The organism is Chryseobacterium nakagawai (assembly GCF_900637665.1).
Taxonomy (GTDB): Bacteria; Bacteroidota; Bacteroidia; order Flavobacteriales; family Weeksellaceae; genus Chryseobacterium; species Chryseobacterium nakagawai.
In genome coordinates, this window is the sequence record NZ_LR134386.1 from 4,259,250 (window position 1) to 4,275,818 (window position 16,569).

At 35.0% G+C, this 16,569-nt stretch carries 18 protein-coding genes and 1 riboswitch; of the genes, 9 read left to right on the forward strand and 9 right to left on the reverse strand.

The genetic code is table 11. The features are described 5' to 3' along the window. Positions 1-32 precede the first annotated feature (32 nt). The 4 genes from EL260_RS19150 to EL260_RS19165 all read right to left on the reverse strand — a co-directional run bounded on the left by EL260_RS19150 (position 33) and on the right by EL260_RS19165 (position 3,383). A complete protein-coding gene (locus EL260_RS19150) occupies positions 33-251 on the reverse strand; it encodes a microviridin/marinostatin family tricyclic proteinase inhibitor (RefSeq protein ID WP_123857120.1) in 219 nt (72 codons plus the stop codon). Positions 252-365: 114 nt separating this feature from the next. Next, a complete protein-coding gene (locus EL260_RS19155; protein WP_123857122.1) occupies positions 366-1,145 on the reverse strand; it encodes an alpha/beta fold hydrolase in 780 nt (259 codons plus the stop codon). Between the two features lie 89 nt (positions 1,146-1,234). Beyond that, on the reverse strand, positions 1,235-1,954 hold the full coding sequence (locus EL260_RS19160; RefSeq protein WP_123857123.1) for a pyridoxine 5'-phosphate synthase: 720 nt from the start codon (positions 1,952-1,954) through the stop codon (positions 1,235-1,237). Positions 1,955-2,114: 160 nt separating this feature from the next. Then, positions 2,115-3,383 (reverse strand): mechanosensitive ion channel family protein, encoded by a 1,269-nt coding sequence (locus EL260_RS19165; RefSeq protein ID WP_123857125.1) that lies wholly within the window; start codon positions 3,381-3,383, stop codon positions 2,115-2,117. A 181-nt stretch (positions 3,384-3,564) separates the two neighbouring features. Here EL260_RS19165 and EL260_RS19170 point away from each other — a divergent pair, with 181 nt between their 5' ends. Both EL260_RS19170 and EL260_RS19175 read left to right on the forward strand, forming a co-directional pair. Next, a complete protein-coding gene (locus EL260_RS19170; protein ID WP_123857127.1) occupies positions 3,565-4,056 on the forward strand; it encodes a DUF456 domain-containing protein in 492 nt (163 codons plus the stop codon). Between the two features lie 18 nt (positions 4,057-4,074). Beyond that, entirely contained in the window at positions 4,075-4,572 is a 498-nt protein-coding gene (locus tag EL260_RS19175; protein WP_123857129.1) for a hypothetical protein, read from the forward strand. Here EL260_RS19175 and EL260_RS19180 read toward each other — a convergent pair. Beyond that, positions 4,559-5,200, reverse strand: coding sequence for a uracil-DNA glycosylase (locus tag EL260_RS19180; protein WP_123857130.1), 642 nt, complete (start codon positions 5,198-5,200; stop codon positions 4,559-4,561). The genes EL260_RS19175 and EL260_RS19180 overlap by 14 nt on opposite strands. A gap of 116 nt (positions 5,201-5,316) precedes the next feature. After that, entirely contained in the window at positions 5,317-5,823 is a 507-nt protein-coding gene (locus EL260_RS19185; protein WP_123857132.1) for a GNAT family N-acetyltransferase, read from the reverse strand. 127 nt (positions 5,824-5,950) lie between these two features. Here EL260_RS19185 and EL260_RS19190 point away from each other — a divergent pair, with 127 nt between their 5' ends. The 5 genes from EL260_RS19190 (at position 5,951) to EL260_RS19210 (ending at position 11,381) form a co-directional block, all read left to right on the forward strand. Next, entirely contained in the window at positions 5,951-8,098 is a 2,148-nt protein-coding gene (locus EL260_RS19190; protein WP_123857133.1) for an endonuclease MutS2, read from the forward strand. Between the two features lie 110 nt (positions 8,099-8,208). Then, complete coding sequence (locus tag EL260_RS19195; protein WP_123857134.1) at positions 8,209-8,871, forward strand: hypothetical protein; 663 nt, start codon at positions 8,209-8,211, stop codon at positions 8,869-8,871. A 32-nt stretch (positions 8,872-8,903) separates the two neighbouring features. Then, the gene (locus tag EL260_RS19200; RefSeq protein WP_123857135.1) at positions 8,904-9,791 is read left to right on the forward strand and encodes a hypothetical protein; all 888 of its coding nucleotides are present in this window, start codon (positions 8,904-8,906) and stop codon (positions 9,789-9,791) included. Between the two features lie 77 nt (positions 9,792-9,868). Next, on the forward strand, positions 9,869-10,666 hold the full coding sequence (locus tag EL260_RS19205; RefSeq protein WP_123857136.1) for a hypothetical protein: 798 nt from the start codon (positions 9,869-9,871) through the stop codon (positions 10,664-10,666). A gap of 34 nt (positions 10,667-10,700) precedes the next feature. Further along, positions 10,701-10,881, forward strand: a riboswitch (cobalamin riboswitch). A 116-nt stretch (positions 10,882-10,997) separates the two neighbouring features. After that, positions 10,998-11,381 carry an acyl-CoA thioesterase gene (locus tag EL260_RS19210; protein ID WP_047098292.1) on the forward strand — a complete coding sequence of 128 codons (384 nt, stop codon included), beginning with the start codon at positions 10,998-11,000 and terminating at the stop codon, positions 11,379-11,381. Between the two features lie 47 nt (positions 11,382-11,428). Here the strand turns inward: EL260_RS19210 and EL260_RS19215 are convergent, their stop codons facing one another. From EL260_RS19215 to EL260_RS19225, 3 genes are all read right to left on the reverse strand, one after another. After that, positions 11,429-12,019 carry an HD domain-containing protein gene (locus EL260_RS19215; RefSeq protein ID WP_123857137.1) on the reverse strand — a complete coding sequence of 197 codons (591 nt, stop codon included), beginning with the start codon at positions 12,017-12,019 and terminating at the stop codon, positions 11,429-11,431. Position 12,020: 1 nt separating this feature from the next. After that, the gene (locus tag EL260_RS19220; protein ID WP_123857138.1) at positions 12,021-12,719 is read right to left on the reverse strand and encodes an XAC2610-related protein; all 699 of its coding nucleotides are present in this window, start codon (positions 12,717-12,719) and stop codon (positions 12,021-12,023) included. A 212-nt stretch (positions 12,720-12,931) separates the two neighbouring features. Beyond that, entirely contained in the window at positions 12,932-13,942 is a 1,011-nt protein-coding gene (locus EL260_RS19225; RefSeq protein ID WP_123857139.1) for an acyltransferase family protein, read from the reverse strand. Between the two features lie 404 nt (positions 13,943-14,346). Here EL260_RS19225 and EL260_RS19230 point away from each other — a divergent pair, with 404 nt between their 5' ends. Both EL260_RS19230 and EL260_RS19235 read left to right on the forward strand, forming a co-directional pair. Then, entirely contained in the window at positions 14,347-14,676 is a 330-nt protein-coding gene (locus EL260_RS19230; protein WP_123857140.1) for a PadR family transcriptional regulator, read from the forward strand. An 11-nt stretch (positions 14,677-14,687) separates the two neighbouring features. Continuing rightward, complete coding sequence (locus tag EL260_RS19235; protein WP_123857141.1) at positions 14,688-16,406, forward strand: PspC domain-containing protein; 1,719 nt, start codon at positions 14,688-14,690, stop codon at positions 16,404-16,406. The last annotated feature ends 163 nt before the right edge of the window (positions 16,407-16,569 follow it).

The following is a 16,569-nucleotide window of genomic DNA, read 5'->3' on the forward strand; positions in this document are numbered from 1 at the left end:
TTTTGTTAATATGTTACTGTAAAATAATCATTTTATAGTTGAGCGGCATCATCATCACCGTCAGAAGGATATTTCATAGTATGCTCCATATCGTTCAACTTAGAAGTTACATCATCGATAATGGGCTTTGTAATAACATCCCTTTCTGGAATTGTAATATTCGTTCCTCCTTTTACTGTTTCAGGATCTTTAAGTTGTTTTTCAAGAAATGATGCGAAAAACGGTTTCTTTTTTGAGTTTTTGTTTTCCATAAGTTAATATGTTTGTTTATTTGATAATCGAATGTACAAAAATTTCAACTCATGGAGAAATAAATAAACACTTTAAGATAATTTTAACATATTATCAAAACATAAAGTATATTTTTAATTCAAACCAAGAAACTGCTTGACAACTATAGCAAAATCAACAGGATTTTCAGCCTGAACCCAATGCCCTGCATTCTTAACAGTCACTATCTTCGCTTTTGGGAATTGCTGTTTGATTCCATATTCATCTTGTGGAAGAATATAATTAGACTTCTCTCCTGCTATAAATAAAGCTTCTCCCTCAAAAACACCAAATTTAATAGCATTGGATACGAATTCATTATACTTCTCAGACAGGGTTTTAAGATTGAATCTCCAGTTCAGCTTTTTATTATCATCCCAGTATAGGTTCTTTGTTAAAAACTGTATTGTTGATTTTTCAGGAATGTACTGATTCAATACAGCCTCCACATCATTTCTTGAACCTACTGTATTAAAATCTACCGTTTCAAGAGCTTTGATAATCCCCTGATGATGGGGCGGATAAGCTTTTGGTGAAATATCTACAACAATCAGCTTCTCTACTTTTTCGGGATATTTTATAGCAAACTGCATCACTGCTTTGCCACCTAAAGAATGTCCTAAAACATGCGCTTTCTGAATGCCATAATGATCCATATAACGAACAATGTCATCCGCCAAATCATCATGGGACATATCATCGGAATGAAAACTTCTTCCGTGGTTTCTAAGATCAATAAGATGTACAGGAAGGTATTCTCCAAGGTCTTTCCCGAAGCTTCCCCAGTTATCAAGCATTCCAAATAGCCCGTGGAATACTAAAAGCGGCGTAGCGCTAGAACCTTCGCCAAATATTTTTGAGTTTAAGATTTCCATATTTTCTTTAAATAATAGATTTCAAATACAGATTCCGGATAATTTTGGTTGCCTTATACTGTTTACACTCCGGGACCTTGTATTTATTATTACCATGTTGCCAATCTCTTCAAGTAAGACTGAACTGTATTTTCCAAGCCCATATATAAAGCCTCAGAAACCAAAGCATGCCCAATGGATACTTCTAATAAGTTAGGAATAGTATCTGCAAAATATTTCAGATTCTCTAAACTAAGATCGTGACCGGCATTGATCCCTAAACCGAATTCATTGGCCACAACGGCAGTGTCATAATAAGGTTTGATCGCCTGTTCTTTATTGGATAGATAATTTTTGGCATATGCTTCTGTATACAGTTCAATCCTGTCTGCTCCAGTCTTTGCTGCATATTCTACCAACTCAGGTAAAGGATCAAGAAAGATGGAGGTACGAATACCTGCATTTTTAAACGCTGCAATAATCTCGGTAAGATAGTCCAGATGCTTTTTCGTATCCCATCCTGCATTAGAAGTAATGGCATCATCTGCATCCGGAACCAGAGTTACCTGTTCAGGTTTCACATCCAATACCATATCAATAAAAGACTGATGTGGATTTCCTTCAATATTAAACTCAGTCGTCACCAATGGCTTCAGATCATAGACATCTTTTCTTGTAATGTGCCTCTCATCCGGTCTTGGGTGAATCGTAATTCCCTGTCCACCGAATTCCTGAATCTTTATAGCAGCTTCTGTCACACTCGGTGTTTCACCTCCTCTTGCATTTCTTAATGTCGCAATCTTATTGATGTTTACGCTTAGTTTTGTCATTTTTATATTTAGATATTAGATAGCAGAAGTTAGAAAGTGAAGCCAAAAGTTGGAAATTCATCCAGACTTATTGCTTCTTTTTGGTGTTCTAATTTCTTTATCATTTAAAATTTTATTTATTTTTTGGAAAGAGTTCAACTGCTTGCTTTACGCTTTCTATTTATAATTTAACACTTACCTGCATCACCTGAAGTTCAAATTCTTTGGATGCTACCAATAAATGATCAAAAATATCAGCCTGGATCTGCTCGAAATGTTCCCATTTGGAATCATTCGCAAAACAATACACTTCAAGCGGAAGACCTTGCGGAGTAATTTCCAGCTGGCGAACCATTCTTGTTGCATTCTTTTCTATATCAGGATCATTTTCTATATATCTCTGTGCATAATATCTGAAAACACCAATATTGGTAAGCTGCCTTCCGTTAATAATTTTATCGTTATTACTCAGGCTTTCTTTTTCTCTCCTGATCTCCACTCTTTTCTGTTCCAGATAATCTGCAATAAGGTTAATTTCTTTTAACCGTTCAATATCCTCATCCGTAAGAAACTTAAAGGAGTTGATATTGAAATAAATAGATTTTTTAATTCTCCTGTTATTGGATTCAGACATGATCTGCATGTTTTTGATCTCCGTAGTCAGGAAATCATAGGTAGGAATAGTGGAAACCGTTTTGTCAAAATTGGTAATTTTTGTAGTCAGAAGGCTGATCTCTGTAATATTGCCTTCTATACTGTATTTGGGAATACTAATCCAGTCTCCCACTTTCATATTCTTGGAAGTCGCTACATGAATTCCTGTTACAAACCCTAAGATAGTATCTCTGAAAACAAGCACCAAAACTGCTGTAATAGCTCCCAAACTTCCTACAATGGTTGTTCCTTTGATCCCGAAGACCACACAAATACCTACAACCGTAAACACAAAGAGTCCAAGGATTTTCATTGTTTCTGAAATGGCATTTAATGCCATAATTTTATAGAAATCCTGCTTGATAGAAAAGTAATTTCTCAATGCGGTTAATGATCTGTACAACATGCCTGCAAGAATCATTACCAATCCCAGATTAACACAGCGTATGATAAAAATTGTTGTCTTAGGTAATGCTCCTTCTGGAAAAATAGAGCCCTGTATCCCTCCTACTATAGTCAGAGCCGCAAAATGAGCTACTGAATTGGTAATTTTGGATTGATAGATGGATTTAAGAACCGGAAATTTTTCTTCGTTGTGAAAAAGGCGGAAAATAAAATTGATAACAAATTTAAAAACAAAGTCTACAATTAAAAATACTGCACAAAGCAATGCCAACTTTACAATAATATGAATAACCCAATCCAGCCCGGAGGGTGAAATCTGGGTGATATAAATGTACAACTGCTCGCTTATTTCCTGCAAATAGTTCTTGGTATCCTGTAGGTCATCTTTCATTACAGCAAATTTATAAAATTAAGGATGATGATGTTACTATTCACAATCAATTTTCATCCCAAATTTTAAAAGGGGCACAAAATTTCTTTATCCTATTCAGGAAACTCCTGTATTTTCACAATCAGGCCTATTTGTTGAATCACTAAGGTTTCATATCTTCGTTTATATTTTAAAGAAAAGAATGGATACAACTGTCATTAATATTCTCTGTCTTATTTTATTGTTTGTAGGAATATTGGGAACATTCCTCCCTGTTTTACCAGGACTTTTATTAAGTATTTGTGGCTTGCTGATCTACAAATTCGGAACTGACGCTGATCTTCCCATGCTCTATGTATGGGCTTTCGGAATCCTCACAGCTGCCTCTGTGGTTTTAAGCTATGTGATCCCCGCAAGAACCAACAGAAAATATGGCGGAACACGTTGGGGAAGCATTGGTTCTGTAATAGGAACTATTGTGGGAATATTCATTCCAATTCCGTTAGGCTTTCTGGTTGGAATGTTTGCAGGTGTATTTATTGGTGAAATGCTTCACGACAGTAAAGACATGAACAAAGCTTTACAATCTACTAAAGGGGCTTTAATCGGATTTATTTATGGTACCGGGTTCAGTTTTGTAGTAGGTGTGGCAATGTTTTTGGTAGTACTTCTTAATATGTTTGATATTATTTAACTCAAAAAAAGAAAAATCATGTTCCATAAAGCCATTATATTCAGCCTGGGAATTTTCGCATTAACGGGATGCGATGCCCAAAAGAAAGCTAAGGCGGACACAAAAGCCCCTGAAATGACAACCAATACAAAGTCTAATGATCAGAAGAATGATCTCATTTACCTGAATGAAGGAGAAAATAAATTCCTGAAAGAATATCAGATGAATATTACTTTCAAAGGGATTTCTGAAGACAGCCGTTGTCCTGAAGGCGTAAATTGTATCTGGGCCGGAGTGGCTCTTGCACAAGTTGAAGTCATGGGAACCTCTACCCGACCTGTACTTCTGAACCTTGCAAGCATGGACTTCCCCAATCGAAACTATCGCCAATCGACAGATTTCAACGGTTATACTATTACGTTACAAGAGGTAACTCCATATCCTAAATCAGAAGGAGCCACAGCATTAAATGGAAAATATAAGATAGGAGTCAGTATTAAAAAAGCCGGGGCTTCATCTGACACTACCACGAAATAGGCTTCTTTCCTTTGGATACAAGATATTCATTAATTTTTGAGAAAGGTTTGCTTCCGAAGAATCCTCTATAAACAGAAAACGGTGACGGGTGTGCGGACTTCAATATAAAATGCTTAGCCGGATCAATCAGTTCGGCTTTTTTCTGTGCAAAAGCTCCCCACAATACGAAGACTACATTTTCTTTTTTATCTGAAATCTCCTTGATGATAAAGTTGGTAAATTGTTCCCAACCAAGATCTTTATGAGAGTTTGGAGTATGTGCCCGTACCGTTAACGTTGCATTTAGCAAAAGAACCCCTTGTTTCCCCCAGTCATCTAATTCTTTGGAAGTTCTTACCACTCCAAGATCATCTTTTAGTTCGATAAAAATATTTTTAAGAGATGGCGGCGCTGTAACCTGCTCAGAAACAGAAAAACACAATCCATTCGCCTGATAATCATTATGATAAGGGTCCTGACCGATAATCACTACCTCAACGTCCTCAAACGGTGTAAGTTCAAGCGCTCTGAAAATTTGATTTTTCGGAGGAAAAACTTTGGTGGTTGCGTATTCGTTCTTTACTTTTTCCCAAAGGGTCGTAAAGTATTCAGTGCTTTTTATCGGGGCTAAAATTTCTGTCCAGGTCATACTGCAAAAGTAATTAATATTAAAATAAAAGCATAATTCAGACTTTAAATATCTTCACTTTTATTTTTGATTAAAAATGATATAACACTATAGAAGCAATAGAAATCTATCAGCATTTATCTCCTTTTTAAACCAAAAATAATATTATCCGGATGACCTTCGTCTTTTTTACCTTCTTCAAGGATAAAATGATGCTTTAAAAGAAGTCCTTTAGAATTTTCATTAAACTGACTGGTAATTGCAACAATCTTCTGTAACTGCAAGTTTTTGAATCCATAATCCAAAACAGCACTGAGAGCTTCAGACATAATTCCTTTCCTGTGATAATCCGGCAGCAGTTCATATCCGACTTCTGCGGTCTTCCTATCTTCTGAAAAGTTCCACAGACAAATTGTTCCGATAAGATTCCAACCATTTTTATATGAAATTCCCGCAAAAAAAACTTTCTTATTCTGAGTTTCTCTTTTGATGTGTAAGATAAATTCCAATGCATCATAGTTGCTCTTAGGAGAATTTCTTCGCACATATTGATTGGTTACTTCATTACTTCTAATTCGAAGAATATCTTCTATATGACCTTCATGGATCTCTTTTAAGACCAGTCTTTCTGTTTCAAGTTTCATATTTTCATTAAAAATTATCATCCAATCTCTGAAAAGAAATACAGAGTAAACAATAATTCTTTCATCAATCTATTTTGTAAATCGCTCAAATATACGTAATAATCAAAATTCTCACTAAATTTGCACTGTGTATATAGATAAAGAAGATTTAGACGAATTAGAGTTTCCGCAATTGCTCGCGGAAATTTCCCCATTTGCGTATTCTCCGAAAACAAGAGAAAAAATTCTTCAACTTCGTCCGATGGAAATTGACGAGGCGGAACTTTCATTGAAAAAAACATCAGAATATCTGTCGAGTTTTGAAAGTTCAAATGCAATTCCGTTTGATGAGTATGAAGATATTGAAAGTGAGCTGAAACTGATGCTGATTGAAAATTACCGTCTGGAAAACAGTGCTTTCATCAAAATAAAAGCCATCACAGAACAGATCGGAAGATTGCAAAAGTTCTTGCCTACCATGCCAGAAACGTTTCCTACTTTATTGGAAGAAGTTTCTATACTGGAATTCAGAAAAGAAATCATCGAGAAGGTAGATAAAGTATTCAACCGGTTTGGTGAGGTAAAAAGTGATGCTTCTCCAGCTTTAAAAGGGATAAGAACTGAGATTCAGCATGCTAAAAAAGCGATTCAGGAAAACTTCAATCGTGCTCTGACTACGTATGGACAGAGTGATTTTTTGGATGATATAAGGGAAACAATTATTGATGACCAAAGGGTGTTGGCGGTAAAATCAGGATTTAAGAAAAGAGTTCCGGGAAGAACCCTGGGCATTTCAAAAACCGGATCTATCACCTATATCCAGCCGGACAGTGTTGTAAAACATTATTTCAAGCTTCGTGAGAATGAAGAGGAAGAGAAAAAAGAAATTGATAAAGTTTTAAGAACGCTTACTGCTGAACTGGCAGAATTCCAGCCTCAACTTTGGAGATATCAGGTGTATATTTTTGATCTTGACCTGGTAATGGCTAAAGCTAAGTTTGCAGAGCTTATCAACGGAGTTCTTCCAAAGATCAACCGTCATAGAACATTGAGATTGAAAGATGCTTTCCATCCTTTATTATGGTTGAGAAATAAGGTAGAGAACAAAACAATTCATCCACAAACTCTGGCTTTAACGGATCATAATAGAATTATATGTATTTCCGGACCTAATGCCGGTGGAAAATCAATTACATTAAAGACAGTAGGCTTGCTGCAATTGATGATTCAAAGTGGGATTCTGGTCCCTGTTCATCCAAAGTCCGAAATGTTTTTCTTTGAAAAAATCATGACTGACATTGGTGATAACCAATCCATTGAAAACCATCTATCCACCTATTCATCAAGGTTAAAGAAAATGTCTGGAATCATCCGTGAGGCTGACGCAAATACACTTTTACTGATTGACGAATTTGGAACGGGTTCTGATCCTGAATTGGGAGGTGCTTTGGCTGAAAGTTTTATGGAATTTTTCTACGATAAGAAGAGCTTTGCGATCATTACAACGCATTATACCAACATCAAATTGGTTATAGAGCAGCTTCCAAATGCTCAGAACGCGGCAATGCTTTTCAATGAAGAGACCCTGGAGCCCATGTACAAACTGGAGGTTGGCCAAGCAGGAAGTTCTTTTACTTTTGAAGTTGCTGAAAAGAATAAAATCCCAAGGTTCATCATTCATTCTGCTAAGAAAAAGGTAGAACATGACATTGTAAATCTTGATAAAACGATTGTAAAGCTTCAACAGGAGAAATTTGAGGTTGAAAAACTGAAATCGGATCTTGCGGAAAGAAAAGAATCTGTAGAAGACAAGCGTGATAATCTTCAGAAACTGAATGACCAACTTCAGCAGAAACTATTCAATTTCCAGAAACTTTATGAAGAGGAACACCGTAAACTTCAATTCGGGAATAAGATTGAAACGTTCATTGACAGCTATACAAAAGGAAAATCCAGAAAAGATGTGGTGAAGGACTTTGTGAAACTGCTTGAACAGGAAAAATTTAGAAAGATTGGTGCTGATAAGGATGAATCCAAACGTCTTCAGGTGGTTAAGAGAAAGATCACACAACAGCTTAAAAAGGAAGAAGTGATTGAAAAAATTGCTGAAACCAACGAAAAACTGGAAGAAAAACGCAAGAGTGACCGCGAAATATGGATGAAAATAGGGCAGCGTGTCCGAATTACCGGAAGTACCAGCGTAGGAACGATTGAGAAAATCTCCAGAAATAAAGTGATTGTCAATTACGGAACTTTCAAAACGACGATTGATGCAGATGAACTAGAGAGAATTTAATACATTTGAAAATTAATTGAATACAATAATGGAAGAGAGTGTCTGAGGATGCTCTCTTTTCTTTTGTATATTCTCATGATAATTTCTTATTTTTAACAAAAACAATAATTATGAAGCCATTAAAAGTATTATCAGACCTTATTCCAATACCAAGTTACACTGTCATTATTCTATGTTTTTTCTTTCCCTTTTTCTTGATAAAATGTGGTGATACCACCTTAATGTCTATTAAAGGAACAGATTTGGTAACAGGAGTTTCCAAACAGACAATGAATGAACGCATGAAAGAAAATTTAAAACAGAACTCTCCCTTTGGGTCCGCTTTTGGAAATGATTCTAATGACTCATCGTCAAATGCTGACAGTGAATATTCACCACTTAATGCTTCCAATGATAAAAATAACAAAGAGAATATTCCCCCAAGTCCGTTTATCATTCTTGCTTTTTTAGCTGCCATTGCAGGAATTGTCATTCATCTGATAAAAAGTATTAAGAAAAAATACATCTATCATATTGCTATTTCCCTGTTAGGTCTTATCTCTTTATTAACTTTCTATTTAACATTCCAATCCAAGATGGAAGGTCTCGGAAATAATAAAGTTGGAATGGGATTGGGCGGCGGCGTCACCATCAGCTATGGTTTTGGAACTGCTTTTTATGTGTGTGGGGTCTTATTCCTGCTTGTTTTTTTATTCTTTGGAGTATTTTCTTATTATCTTAAAAATGATCCAAAGGCTATTTATGATTCATCTAATCAAAGATCAGAATCTTAGTACAAGATTTATAGATCAAAAACTATTCTAATATGTACAAGATCTATCGCTCAGTATTTTTAATTGGGATTTTCAGTATTTTGTCTTTTATGAATGCACAGCAGAAAACACCAAATCCTGCACAAAAATTCAGTACGATAAAAATTGATGATATTTCAAAGGAAAACCTAATTATACCTACTTATGAGACTCTGGTTTCCTATGCCAAACAAAAGCAGCCTGTCAATGAGATATTTTACACCGAAACCTATAATCAAGACACCAATACACATACTGTAGAATTGAAAGACAAAGCTGACAGCGTTATTCCATTAACCACTTATGAATTCAAGGACGGAGTAATATATTCTATTATGACAGGCAAAAGAGATATACAGAAATATACAAGAACAACTGAAAATTCAGGTTATACCCAGCAATTCTCTAACGCAATTCAGACCCAAATTGATTTCTATAAAAATGGCTTCATTCATACCATAAGACATTTTGGATATGGAATAAAAGCTTCCGGCTATCCGGCAGGGATATGGTATGCCTATTCTGAAGATGGTACATTACAACAGAAAATAGACCATGACTCTCATTTCAGAATGAATTTTTATGATCTTTTGGCTATAGCGGATTCATTTGGCTCTCCCTATATAGGTATTAATAGAGCTTTTAATGACATCCATTCCTATTGGTATATTTTACTTTTTCCACATCCAGAAGATAGAACGACAAAAGAGAGAACCCTATTGATAGATGATAAAACAGGGCAAATAATATACAGTATCGTGGATGGACAAAAAAAGTATTTGAAAACCAAAACCTATGACAGCCTAAACCTTAGCAAAGAGTCCCTGAAATGGCTACTGGAAAATGACAAGTACTACATTCCTGATGAAGAATTTTATAAATTATTTAGAGGGTATTGGTAATTTCAATAAATACCTTTTTATTTTACCCATCCAAAAAACATTTAATTTATATATTTGGGAATCTAAAATTTGTTAAGATGATTTCAGTAAACAAAGCATTGTACCTGTCTGCTTTCAGTATTTTTTCTTTAGCCTTTGTTAAAGGTCAGAATAAAGTTCCTTTTGGTGTTGTAAAAGCTGAAGAAGGCTACGCCAATGTACGTGTACATAAGGATAACTACAGGAAAATTGTAGATAAGATCCGTATGCGTAAAGGGGATGTTTTTGTTTATGTAAAACCTGCTCCCGGAGAAACGGAATGGATCTGGATCAAATACCCTGAAAAGCAGGACGAGGAAAAACCTTTTGTACGCTATGAAACCCTTGACAAAGAAGGAATGGTAAACAAAGAGCGTATTGCTTTTGTTGATCAGCTTCCCGCCTATACACCTTCTAAATCTAAAAACGGAAAATCACTGATCTTTACAGATAATTCTGACCCTAAAATTCCTACTGCCCAAAGAAGTAAAGTGGTGATTGACGTGTATCCATCTAATGCCAGTTACCGTAAAAAGGAAAAAGATACCGAAGGAAAGCTTCTTACCATTGATAAAGTAAAGCCATGGGGAATTGGAAATGATCTTCCTGAAGGAATGACGGAAATTAAATCAATCAGACTTCAACAACCTGGAAGAGGTTCTGTTTTCGTGAGAGAAGCCATCAAAAATATGTTCCAGCCTACCATGGATTTCAACAATATAGGCGTAACTTCTCTGGACAATGACAACATTTTCCTTTATATGATCAATGGTTCCGGAGAGTACAGATACACTACTCTATGGACGATCAAGAAGGGAAGAGTAATCAGCCAGATTATTTATCATAATCCGGAATAAATTCATTAATTTTGCAGCCGAAAAAGTTTTACACTTATTCATCATAGAAACTGGTTCTGCATAACCGCAGATTAAAAGGGAACCGTGTGAAAATCACGGACTGTCGCGCAACTGTAAGTAACTAAAATCTTTATCAAAAGATCCACTGTGCGAGGCATGGGAAGGAGGTAAAAGATGTTACAAGTCAGGAGACCTGCCGATTTCTTAAACAAGAAACTTTCGCGATTTGAAGTTTTATTGATCTGATGGATTGTTTCAGGGGCTTCCAACGTTCCTGTCATTATTCTGTTGTTTTGATACTATTTCATTTCGCCTTAATTAATAATGAAATATGACTACAGAAGAAAGAATTGAAGCTGCAGAAACCAGAATCTTCAAAGCGGTTTTCCCTAACACAACCAATCATTACGATACTCTTTTCGGAGGTACAGCCATGCAGCTTATGGATGAAGTAGCCTTTATTGCTGCCACCCGTTTCGCAAGAAAAAGAGTGGTAACAGTAAGCAGTGACAAGATCGATTTTAAAAAACCAATTCCTGCCGGAACAATTGTAGAACTGATCGGAAAAGTTTCATACGTTGGAAAAACCAGTATGAAAGTAAGTGTTGAGATCTACACAGAACAAATGTATTCTTACGAAAGAGAAAAAGCAATTGTGGGAGACTTTACCTTTGTAGCAATTGATGAATTCAAGAAACCAATTCAGATCCTATAAATAAAAGTTTCGGGCGGCCTTTGGCCGCCCGAAACTTTTCATACAATTTATCTTAAAACTTTTTCCGTTTCCAAACCTTTCTTCAGTAGCAGTTCAAAGGCCTCTCCCATTTCATCCGAAGCTCTGGTAATGGCATTTTCAAGCATATTTCTGATCTGTTTTTCGGTAACCCCAGCCTCTGTCCAGCTTTTTCCTGAAGTATAGGAGTTCAGAATAAAAGGCATAATCCTGTCAATAGAACAGGCAAAAATGGCATCCGGAGTTACCTCTTCCTCAAACTCAAGCCATAGATTGAAGAATTCCGAACGTAAAGGCTCATCCAGAATTCCGAAAATTTTCTGTGCGGACATCTTTTCTCTTTCAAACTTTCCTACCATAGCAGCTTCGTCGAAAAGAAAAGTATCACCCGCTTCAATTTCGACAAGGTCATGAATGGAAAGCATTCTTATCACTCTCAACAAATCAATATCCATACGGTTTTTAGCATAGGGATAAAGGATTTGGGCCAGAATAATGATCTGCCAGGAGTGTTCGGCTGTATTCTCTCTTCTGGAATCATCTGCATTATAATTTCTTCTCTGTACATTTTTTAAGGCATCTACAGCCAGGATAAAATCGATTTCTTTCTGGATTTTCATTTTACTTTCCTCTATTATATTGATCTGATGGATATACCTTGGTTCTGGTAGTCCACTTATTATTCTTTTTTTCTTTGATGATAACTTTCACATAGCCATCTTCGCTTTCGTCTTCTTCTTTTTCAAGCACTTTATCGAGTCCTTTATTTGGAATGACTTCATATTCTGTAGTAAAGAAATTGCAGCATCCTGATCTTCCATAGGCAATAAGACGTTTACGTACCGGATCTGTTTCGAAAAAATCAAAAGAGTTTGACCCTAAATCTGTAAGTTCTGCACTTTTTACAAAAGACATTCTGGTGCTGTTGAATACATACACATCATAAGATGCCGAACTGTAGTTTCCCATATTCCCATTTCTTATGGCAAGATCTTCGGTTCCGTCAAAATTAAAGTCACCAAAAATTACAGGGCTTTGTTCATTTGTTAGGGCTATTACTTTTCCACGCTCCAGCCTCTGTCCTTTTCCAAGTTGTAAAACCAGCTTATCTGATGTAAAGCTCTGCACTTTACTGTTTTTATTATCAAATAACTCAACAGTTCCTTTATCCATACATTGGTCATCGAAACAATTGTCTATATGAATGATAGCATTATAGTTTTTGGATGCCTCTTTAACTTCAAATTGATATTGTCCAAAACATAAAGGACCTAATAGCATAAAAGCGGATATACTCCTGTAATAATTCAAAATATTCATGTTCATAGTAATATTGGATTCAAATGTTTATACAAACTTTCAAACAAAAATACGAATCATAGTTTCGATTTCAAAACTCATAAAGAACGAATTATGATCAATGAGTTGTTTTGGAAATATTTAATATACAGGTATAGGAAAGTAAATACTTTCAGAATTAATGGTGGTTTTATGTTTTATGTTATTATAAAAGATAGCCCTTGAAATATATCTTACTGGGACTGTAATTGCGGACTATAAATGGTTTTAAATCGTTTCATCTTTTTCTCTACAAAATGCCATGAAAAATAAGATAAGATGTAAGTTACAATTGTTGATAAAGTAAACAATAAAATAGGAGACAAATTCAAAAAGTTCATAAAAACTTGTTGGATAAAAAAGGCATAAATATAAACGCCATATGATATATCTCCTAACTTTTTTGGAAGTTGAAATGATTGAAAATAATCTTCACCTAAAAGAATAATTAATAACGGGAATATAAAGGATGAGGTTATATGAAATACACCAAAATAAAAGCTAACGGCTAAGGAAATTAATAGTATGACAAACACAAGCCAATTGAATCTGAATTTTACAAAATTCATTAATGCCCCGCCAAAGAACAACGCAGAAAGCTTGTAAAACAGAATAGATTCCAGATTAATTGTATTGAAAAAGGAGCTTAGGTAATTAGGGTTAAACGCTGTAAGACATACACTTATTAAAAAACCAAGTATTAACAAGTTTCTTTTAGTTATTGACGATTTAATAAAAAACAAAAAACTTATAGCTATGTACATGCTAAACTCGTAAGCCAATGACCAAAGACTGCCATTTGTAGCTTTGGGATAAGGATTGTTTACAAACATACCTGGGACATTGTATTGAACGTTATATAGACTTAAATTATTTGGTAAATAATACCAAAAATCTTTTTGAAAAACCACTTTATAATTTAGTAAAACCATTACCCCCATTGAAAAACAAAGCATAACTAATAATGCAGGGAAAAGTCTTAGTGATCTTTTCCAAAAATAATCGAAAAGGCTCTTAGAGTTTTCAACACTTTGAAAAATTAGGTAACCACTTAAAACAAAGAAAAATGCTACTGCAATTGCTCCCAATGAAGTTGTCTTTGTCAAATCAAAAAGGAAATCTGAATTTCCGGTTAGGTCAAATGAATGGGAAAAAATCACTAATGTTGAGAAAATTAATCGAAGCCAATTAAAATTATTTTTCATGGAACTAATTTAACAAATAAATACCATTTGAAATATATTTTAAACAATTACACGTCTTTAAGTTAATGTTATAAACCTGATTCGCAACCACTTAACATATATTGAAAGTTTATTGTGTTAATCACCTAATACTTTAATATTGATTAGTTTATATTCCCATATTTTTATCTAAAAATTTGATTTTTTTAAAAATATCAATCAAAATCTATTCAAATAAAAATTACTTATAAAATTATTTAACTGATTATCAACCTATTAATTATTTTATTTTCAAAATTACACTACTTTGTATTGCATAATACCATTTTATTTATATATCTTTGTAATGTAAAATTAGAATAGGCTCAACTAGCTAGGAGCATCTTTCTAAAAACATAACCTTAATTAACAAAACTTATCAAAAGATGAATACTGAAAATACCAAAGCGCAAATGCGAAAAGGAATTCTGGAATTCTGTATTCTAAGTCTCATCAATAATCGCGAAATGTATGTTTCTGATCTTATTGACGAACTGAAAAAAGGAAAACTGGATGTTGTGGAAGGTACCCTCTACCCTCTTCTCACAAGACTTAAAAATGGAGAGTTTCTCTCTTACAGATGGGAAGAATCAACTGGAGGACCACCCAGAAAATATTATCAGATCACAGAAAAAGGAAAACTTTTTCTGGATGAACTTCAAAATACGTGGAATGAGCTTACAGCCTCAGTAAACCAAATTACACAAAAACATTAAAAAACAAAGCTATGAACAAGACACTCTCAATAGGACTCGCAGGTTTTTCTTTTACGATAGAAGAACACGCATATATAAAGCTCAGCGATTACCTGAACGCTCTGAGAAGCTCACTGGATGCTTCAGAAGCAGATGAGGTAATGCATGACATAGAAATAAGAATGGTGGAGATCTTCAGAGATTCTCTGGGAAAACGTGAAGTGATCAACGATACGGATGTAGAAAAAGTAATCGCACAGATCGGAACACCTGAAAAGATTGAAGAACAGGAAGAGGCTTATTTTTCTGAAAAAAATACGACTAAAAATACAAACACAGGAAATCCTTATACAGACAAAAAACAATTATTCCGTGATCCTGAAAAGCAGAAAATTGCAGGGGTTTGCGCAGGTTTAGCTCATTATGTAGGAATGGACATTACTGCCATGAGAATTATCTGGGTAGTTGTTTTCTTAGTGATGATTCCTGCTGCAGGAAGCGCCTTAGTGATCTTACTTCTTTATTTGATCCTTTGGTTAGTACTTCCAAAAGCACAAACCGCTTCAGATTTCCTGAAGATGCAGGGAAAGCCTATGAACTTCGACAATCTTAAGAATGAGTCTAATAAATTGGTACAGTTTGCCAATGAATCTACTCAGAGGGTCGGAGAAATCTACAACGAAAACAAACCTTACATTGACAATGCAGGAAGTGGAATATGGAATATATTTAAATATATAATTGGTGCATTCTCTGTATTGGTAGCTGTAGGAAGTATTATTGGAGTATTTGTACTATTTGCCCTTTTCGGGATGGATACAGATTTTCCTGGAGCTAATCAGATCAGATTCTATATGGATGATAATGGTCTGGATAAAGTACTGGCAGCTATCATGATTATAGGAAGCTTGATTCCGGCCATTCTTTTCAGCTTACTAAGTATTAAGATATTCTCTCCAAAGACAAAACTGAGAAACCTTGGATGGGTAGTTGGTGGATTATTCCTTCTTCTGATCGGACTGGGGACTTATTTCGGAATCAGCATGGCTAAGAAAAACCTAATCTACAAAGGAAGTAAAGAAGATGTAGAAAATGTAGCCATCAATACTACTTCCGACACCGTATATGTAGACGTAAAACAGGTAAGCATCCCACAAAATTATAAAGCGTATGACGATGATATCTATTCTGATAAAAGATCAGTGTATGAAGAAGATTATATCTCAGTAGAAGTGACAAGAAAACCGGAAGTAAAGACCCCTTACTTAATCATCAAAAAAGAAGGAAACGGTTATAACTTCCCAATTCAGGTAACAGTACCGGTAGAGGTTGTAAACAATAAAGTAATACTTCCCAACTACATTAAATACCCGTATGAGCACAGATTCAGAGATTACAGAGTAAATTATGAACTTGTAGTTCCTCAAAATGCAGTGGTCATTCCGTTGAAAAAAGACAGAATTGATTTTGACGGTGACCTGAACGGAGACGGTATCGATGATGATGACCAGGACAGAGATGAAAATCACAACGGAATCAGAATCGAAAAAAATAAGATTACAGTCAATGGTTCCAGTATAGAATACAACTCTGATGATAAAGACAGTGTTATCATTAATGGTAAAAAAGTTCCAAACAACCTGGCTAAGAAAGTTATTGATTCCGTAGCATCTGATATCAAAAAGACCAACAAAGATGTGGACATCAAAATAAAAGACGGAAAAAACGAAATATCCATACAAACTAAATAATTAACTACAGAGAGTGGTAGAAGGTGTGAATGGAAGGCAACCGTTTGAAATTCACACCATTCTTCTCTCAGAAAAGTGAAAAAAACTAGTATTTAGTTCTCTATGTGAAAAAATTGTTTTAATTTCGTATAGTTAAAATTTAATAACCAACCAACACTAAAAA

Excerpts from the sequence above, each read along its gene's own strand:
- EL260_RS19150 (WP_123857120.1), bottom strand. The coding sequence starts at position 251 with ATGGAAAACAAAAACTCAAAAAAGAAACCGTTTTTCGCATCATTTCTT.
- EL260_RS19155 (WP_123857122.1), bottom strand. The coding sequence starts at position 1,145 with ATGGAAATCTTAAACTCAAAAATATTTGGCGAAGGTTCTAGCGCTACG.
- EL260_RS19160 (WP_123857123.1), bottom strand. The coding sequence starts at position 1,954 with ATGACAAAACTAAGCGTAAACATCAATAAGATTGCGACATTAAGAAAT.
- EL260_RS19165 (WP_123857125.1), bottom strand. The coding sequence starts at position 3,383 with ATGAAAGATGACCTACAGGATACCAAGAACTATTTGCAGGAAATAAGC.
- EL260_RS19170 (WP_123857127.1), top strand. The coding sequence starts at position 3,565 with ATGGATACAACTGTCATTAATATTCTCTGTCTTATTTTATTGTTTGTA.
- EL260_RS19175 (WP_123857129.1), top strand. The coding sequence starts at position 4,075 with ATGTTCCATAAAGCCATTATATTCAGCCTGGGAATTTTCGCATTAACG.
- EL260_RS19180 (WP_123857130.1), bottom strand. The coding sequence starts at position 5,200 with ATGACCTGGACAGAAATTTTAGCCCCGATAAAAAGCACTGAATACTTT.
- EL260_RS19185 (WP_123857132.1), bottom strand. The coding sequence starts at position 5,823 with ATGAAACTTGAAACAGAAAGACTGGTCTTAAAAGAGATCCATGAAGGT.
- EL260_RS19195 (WP_123857134.1), top strand. The coding sequence starts at position 8,209 with ATGAAGCCATTAAAAGTATTATCAGACCTTATTCCAATACCAAGTTAC.
- EL260_RS19200 (WP_123857135.1), top strand. The coding sequence starts at position 8,904 with ATGTACAAGATCTATCGCTCAGTATTTTTAATTGGGATTTTCAGTATT.
- EL260_RS19205 (WP_123857136.1), top strand. The coding sequence starts at position 9,869 with ATGATTTCAGTAAACAAAGCATTGTACCTGTCTGCTTTCAGTATTTTT.
- EL260_RS19210 (WP_047098292.1), top strand. The coding sequence starts at position 10,998 with ATGACTACAGAAGAAAGAATTGAAGCTGCAGAAACCAGAATCTTCAAA.
- EL260_RS19215 (WP_123857137.1), bottom strand. The coding sequence starts at position 12,019 with ATGAAAATCCAGAAAGAAATCGATTTTATCCTGGCTGTAGATGCCTTA.
- EL260_RS19220 (WP_123857138.1), bottom strand. The coding sequence starts at position 12,719 with ATGAATATTTTGAATTATTACAGGAGTATATCCGCTTTTATGCTATTA.
- EL260_RS19225 (WP_123857139.1), bottom strand. The coding sequence starts at position 13,942 with ATGAAAAATAATTTTAATTGGCTTCGATTAATTTTCTCAACATTAGTG.
- EL260_RS19230 (WP_123857140.1), top strand. The coding sequence starts at position 14,347 with ATGAATACTGAAAATACCAAAGCGCAAATGCGAAAAGGAATTCTGGAA.
- EL260_RS19235 (WP_123857141.1), top strand. The coding sequence starts at position 14,688 with ATGAACAAGACACTCTCAATAGGACTCGCAGGTTTTTCTTTTACGATA.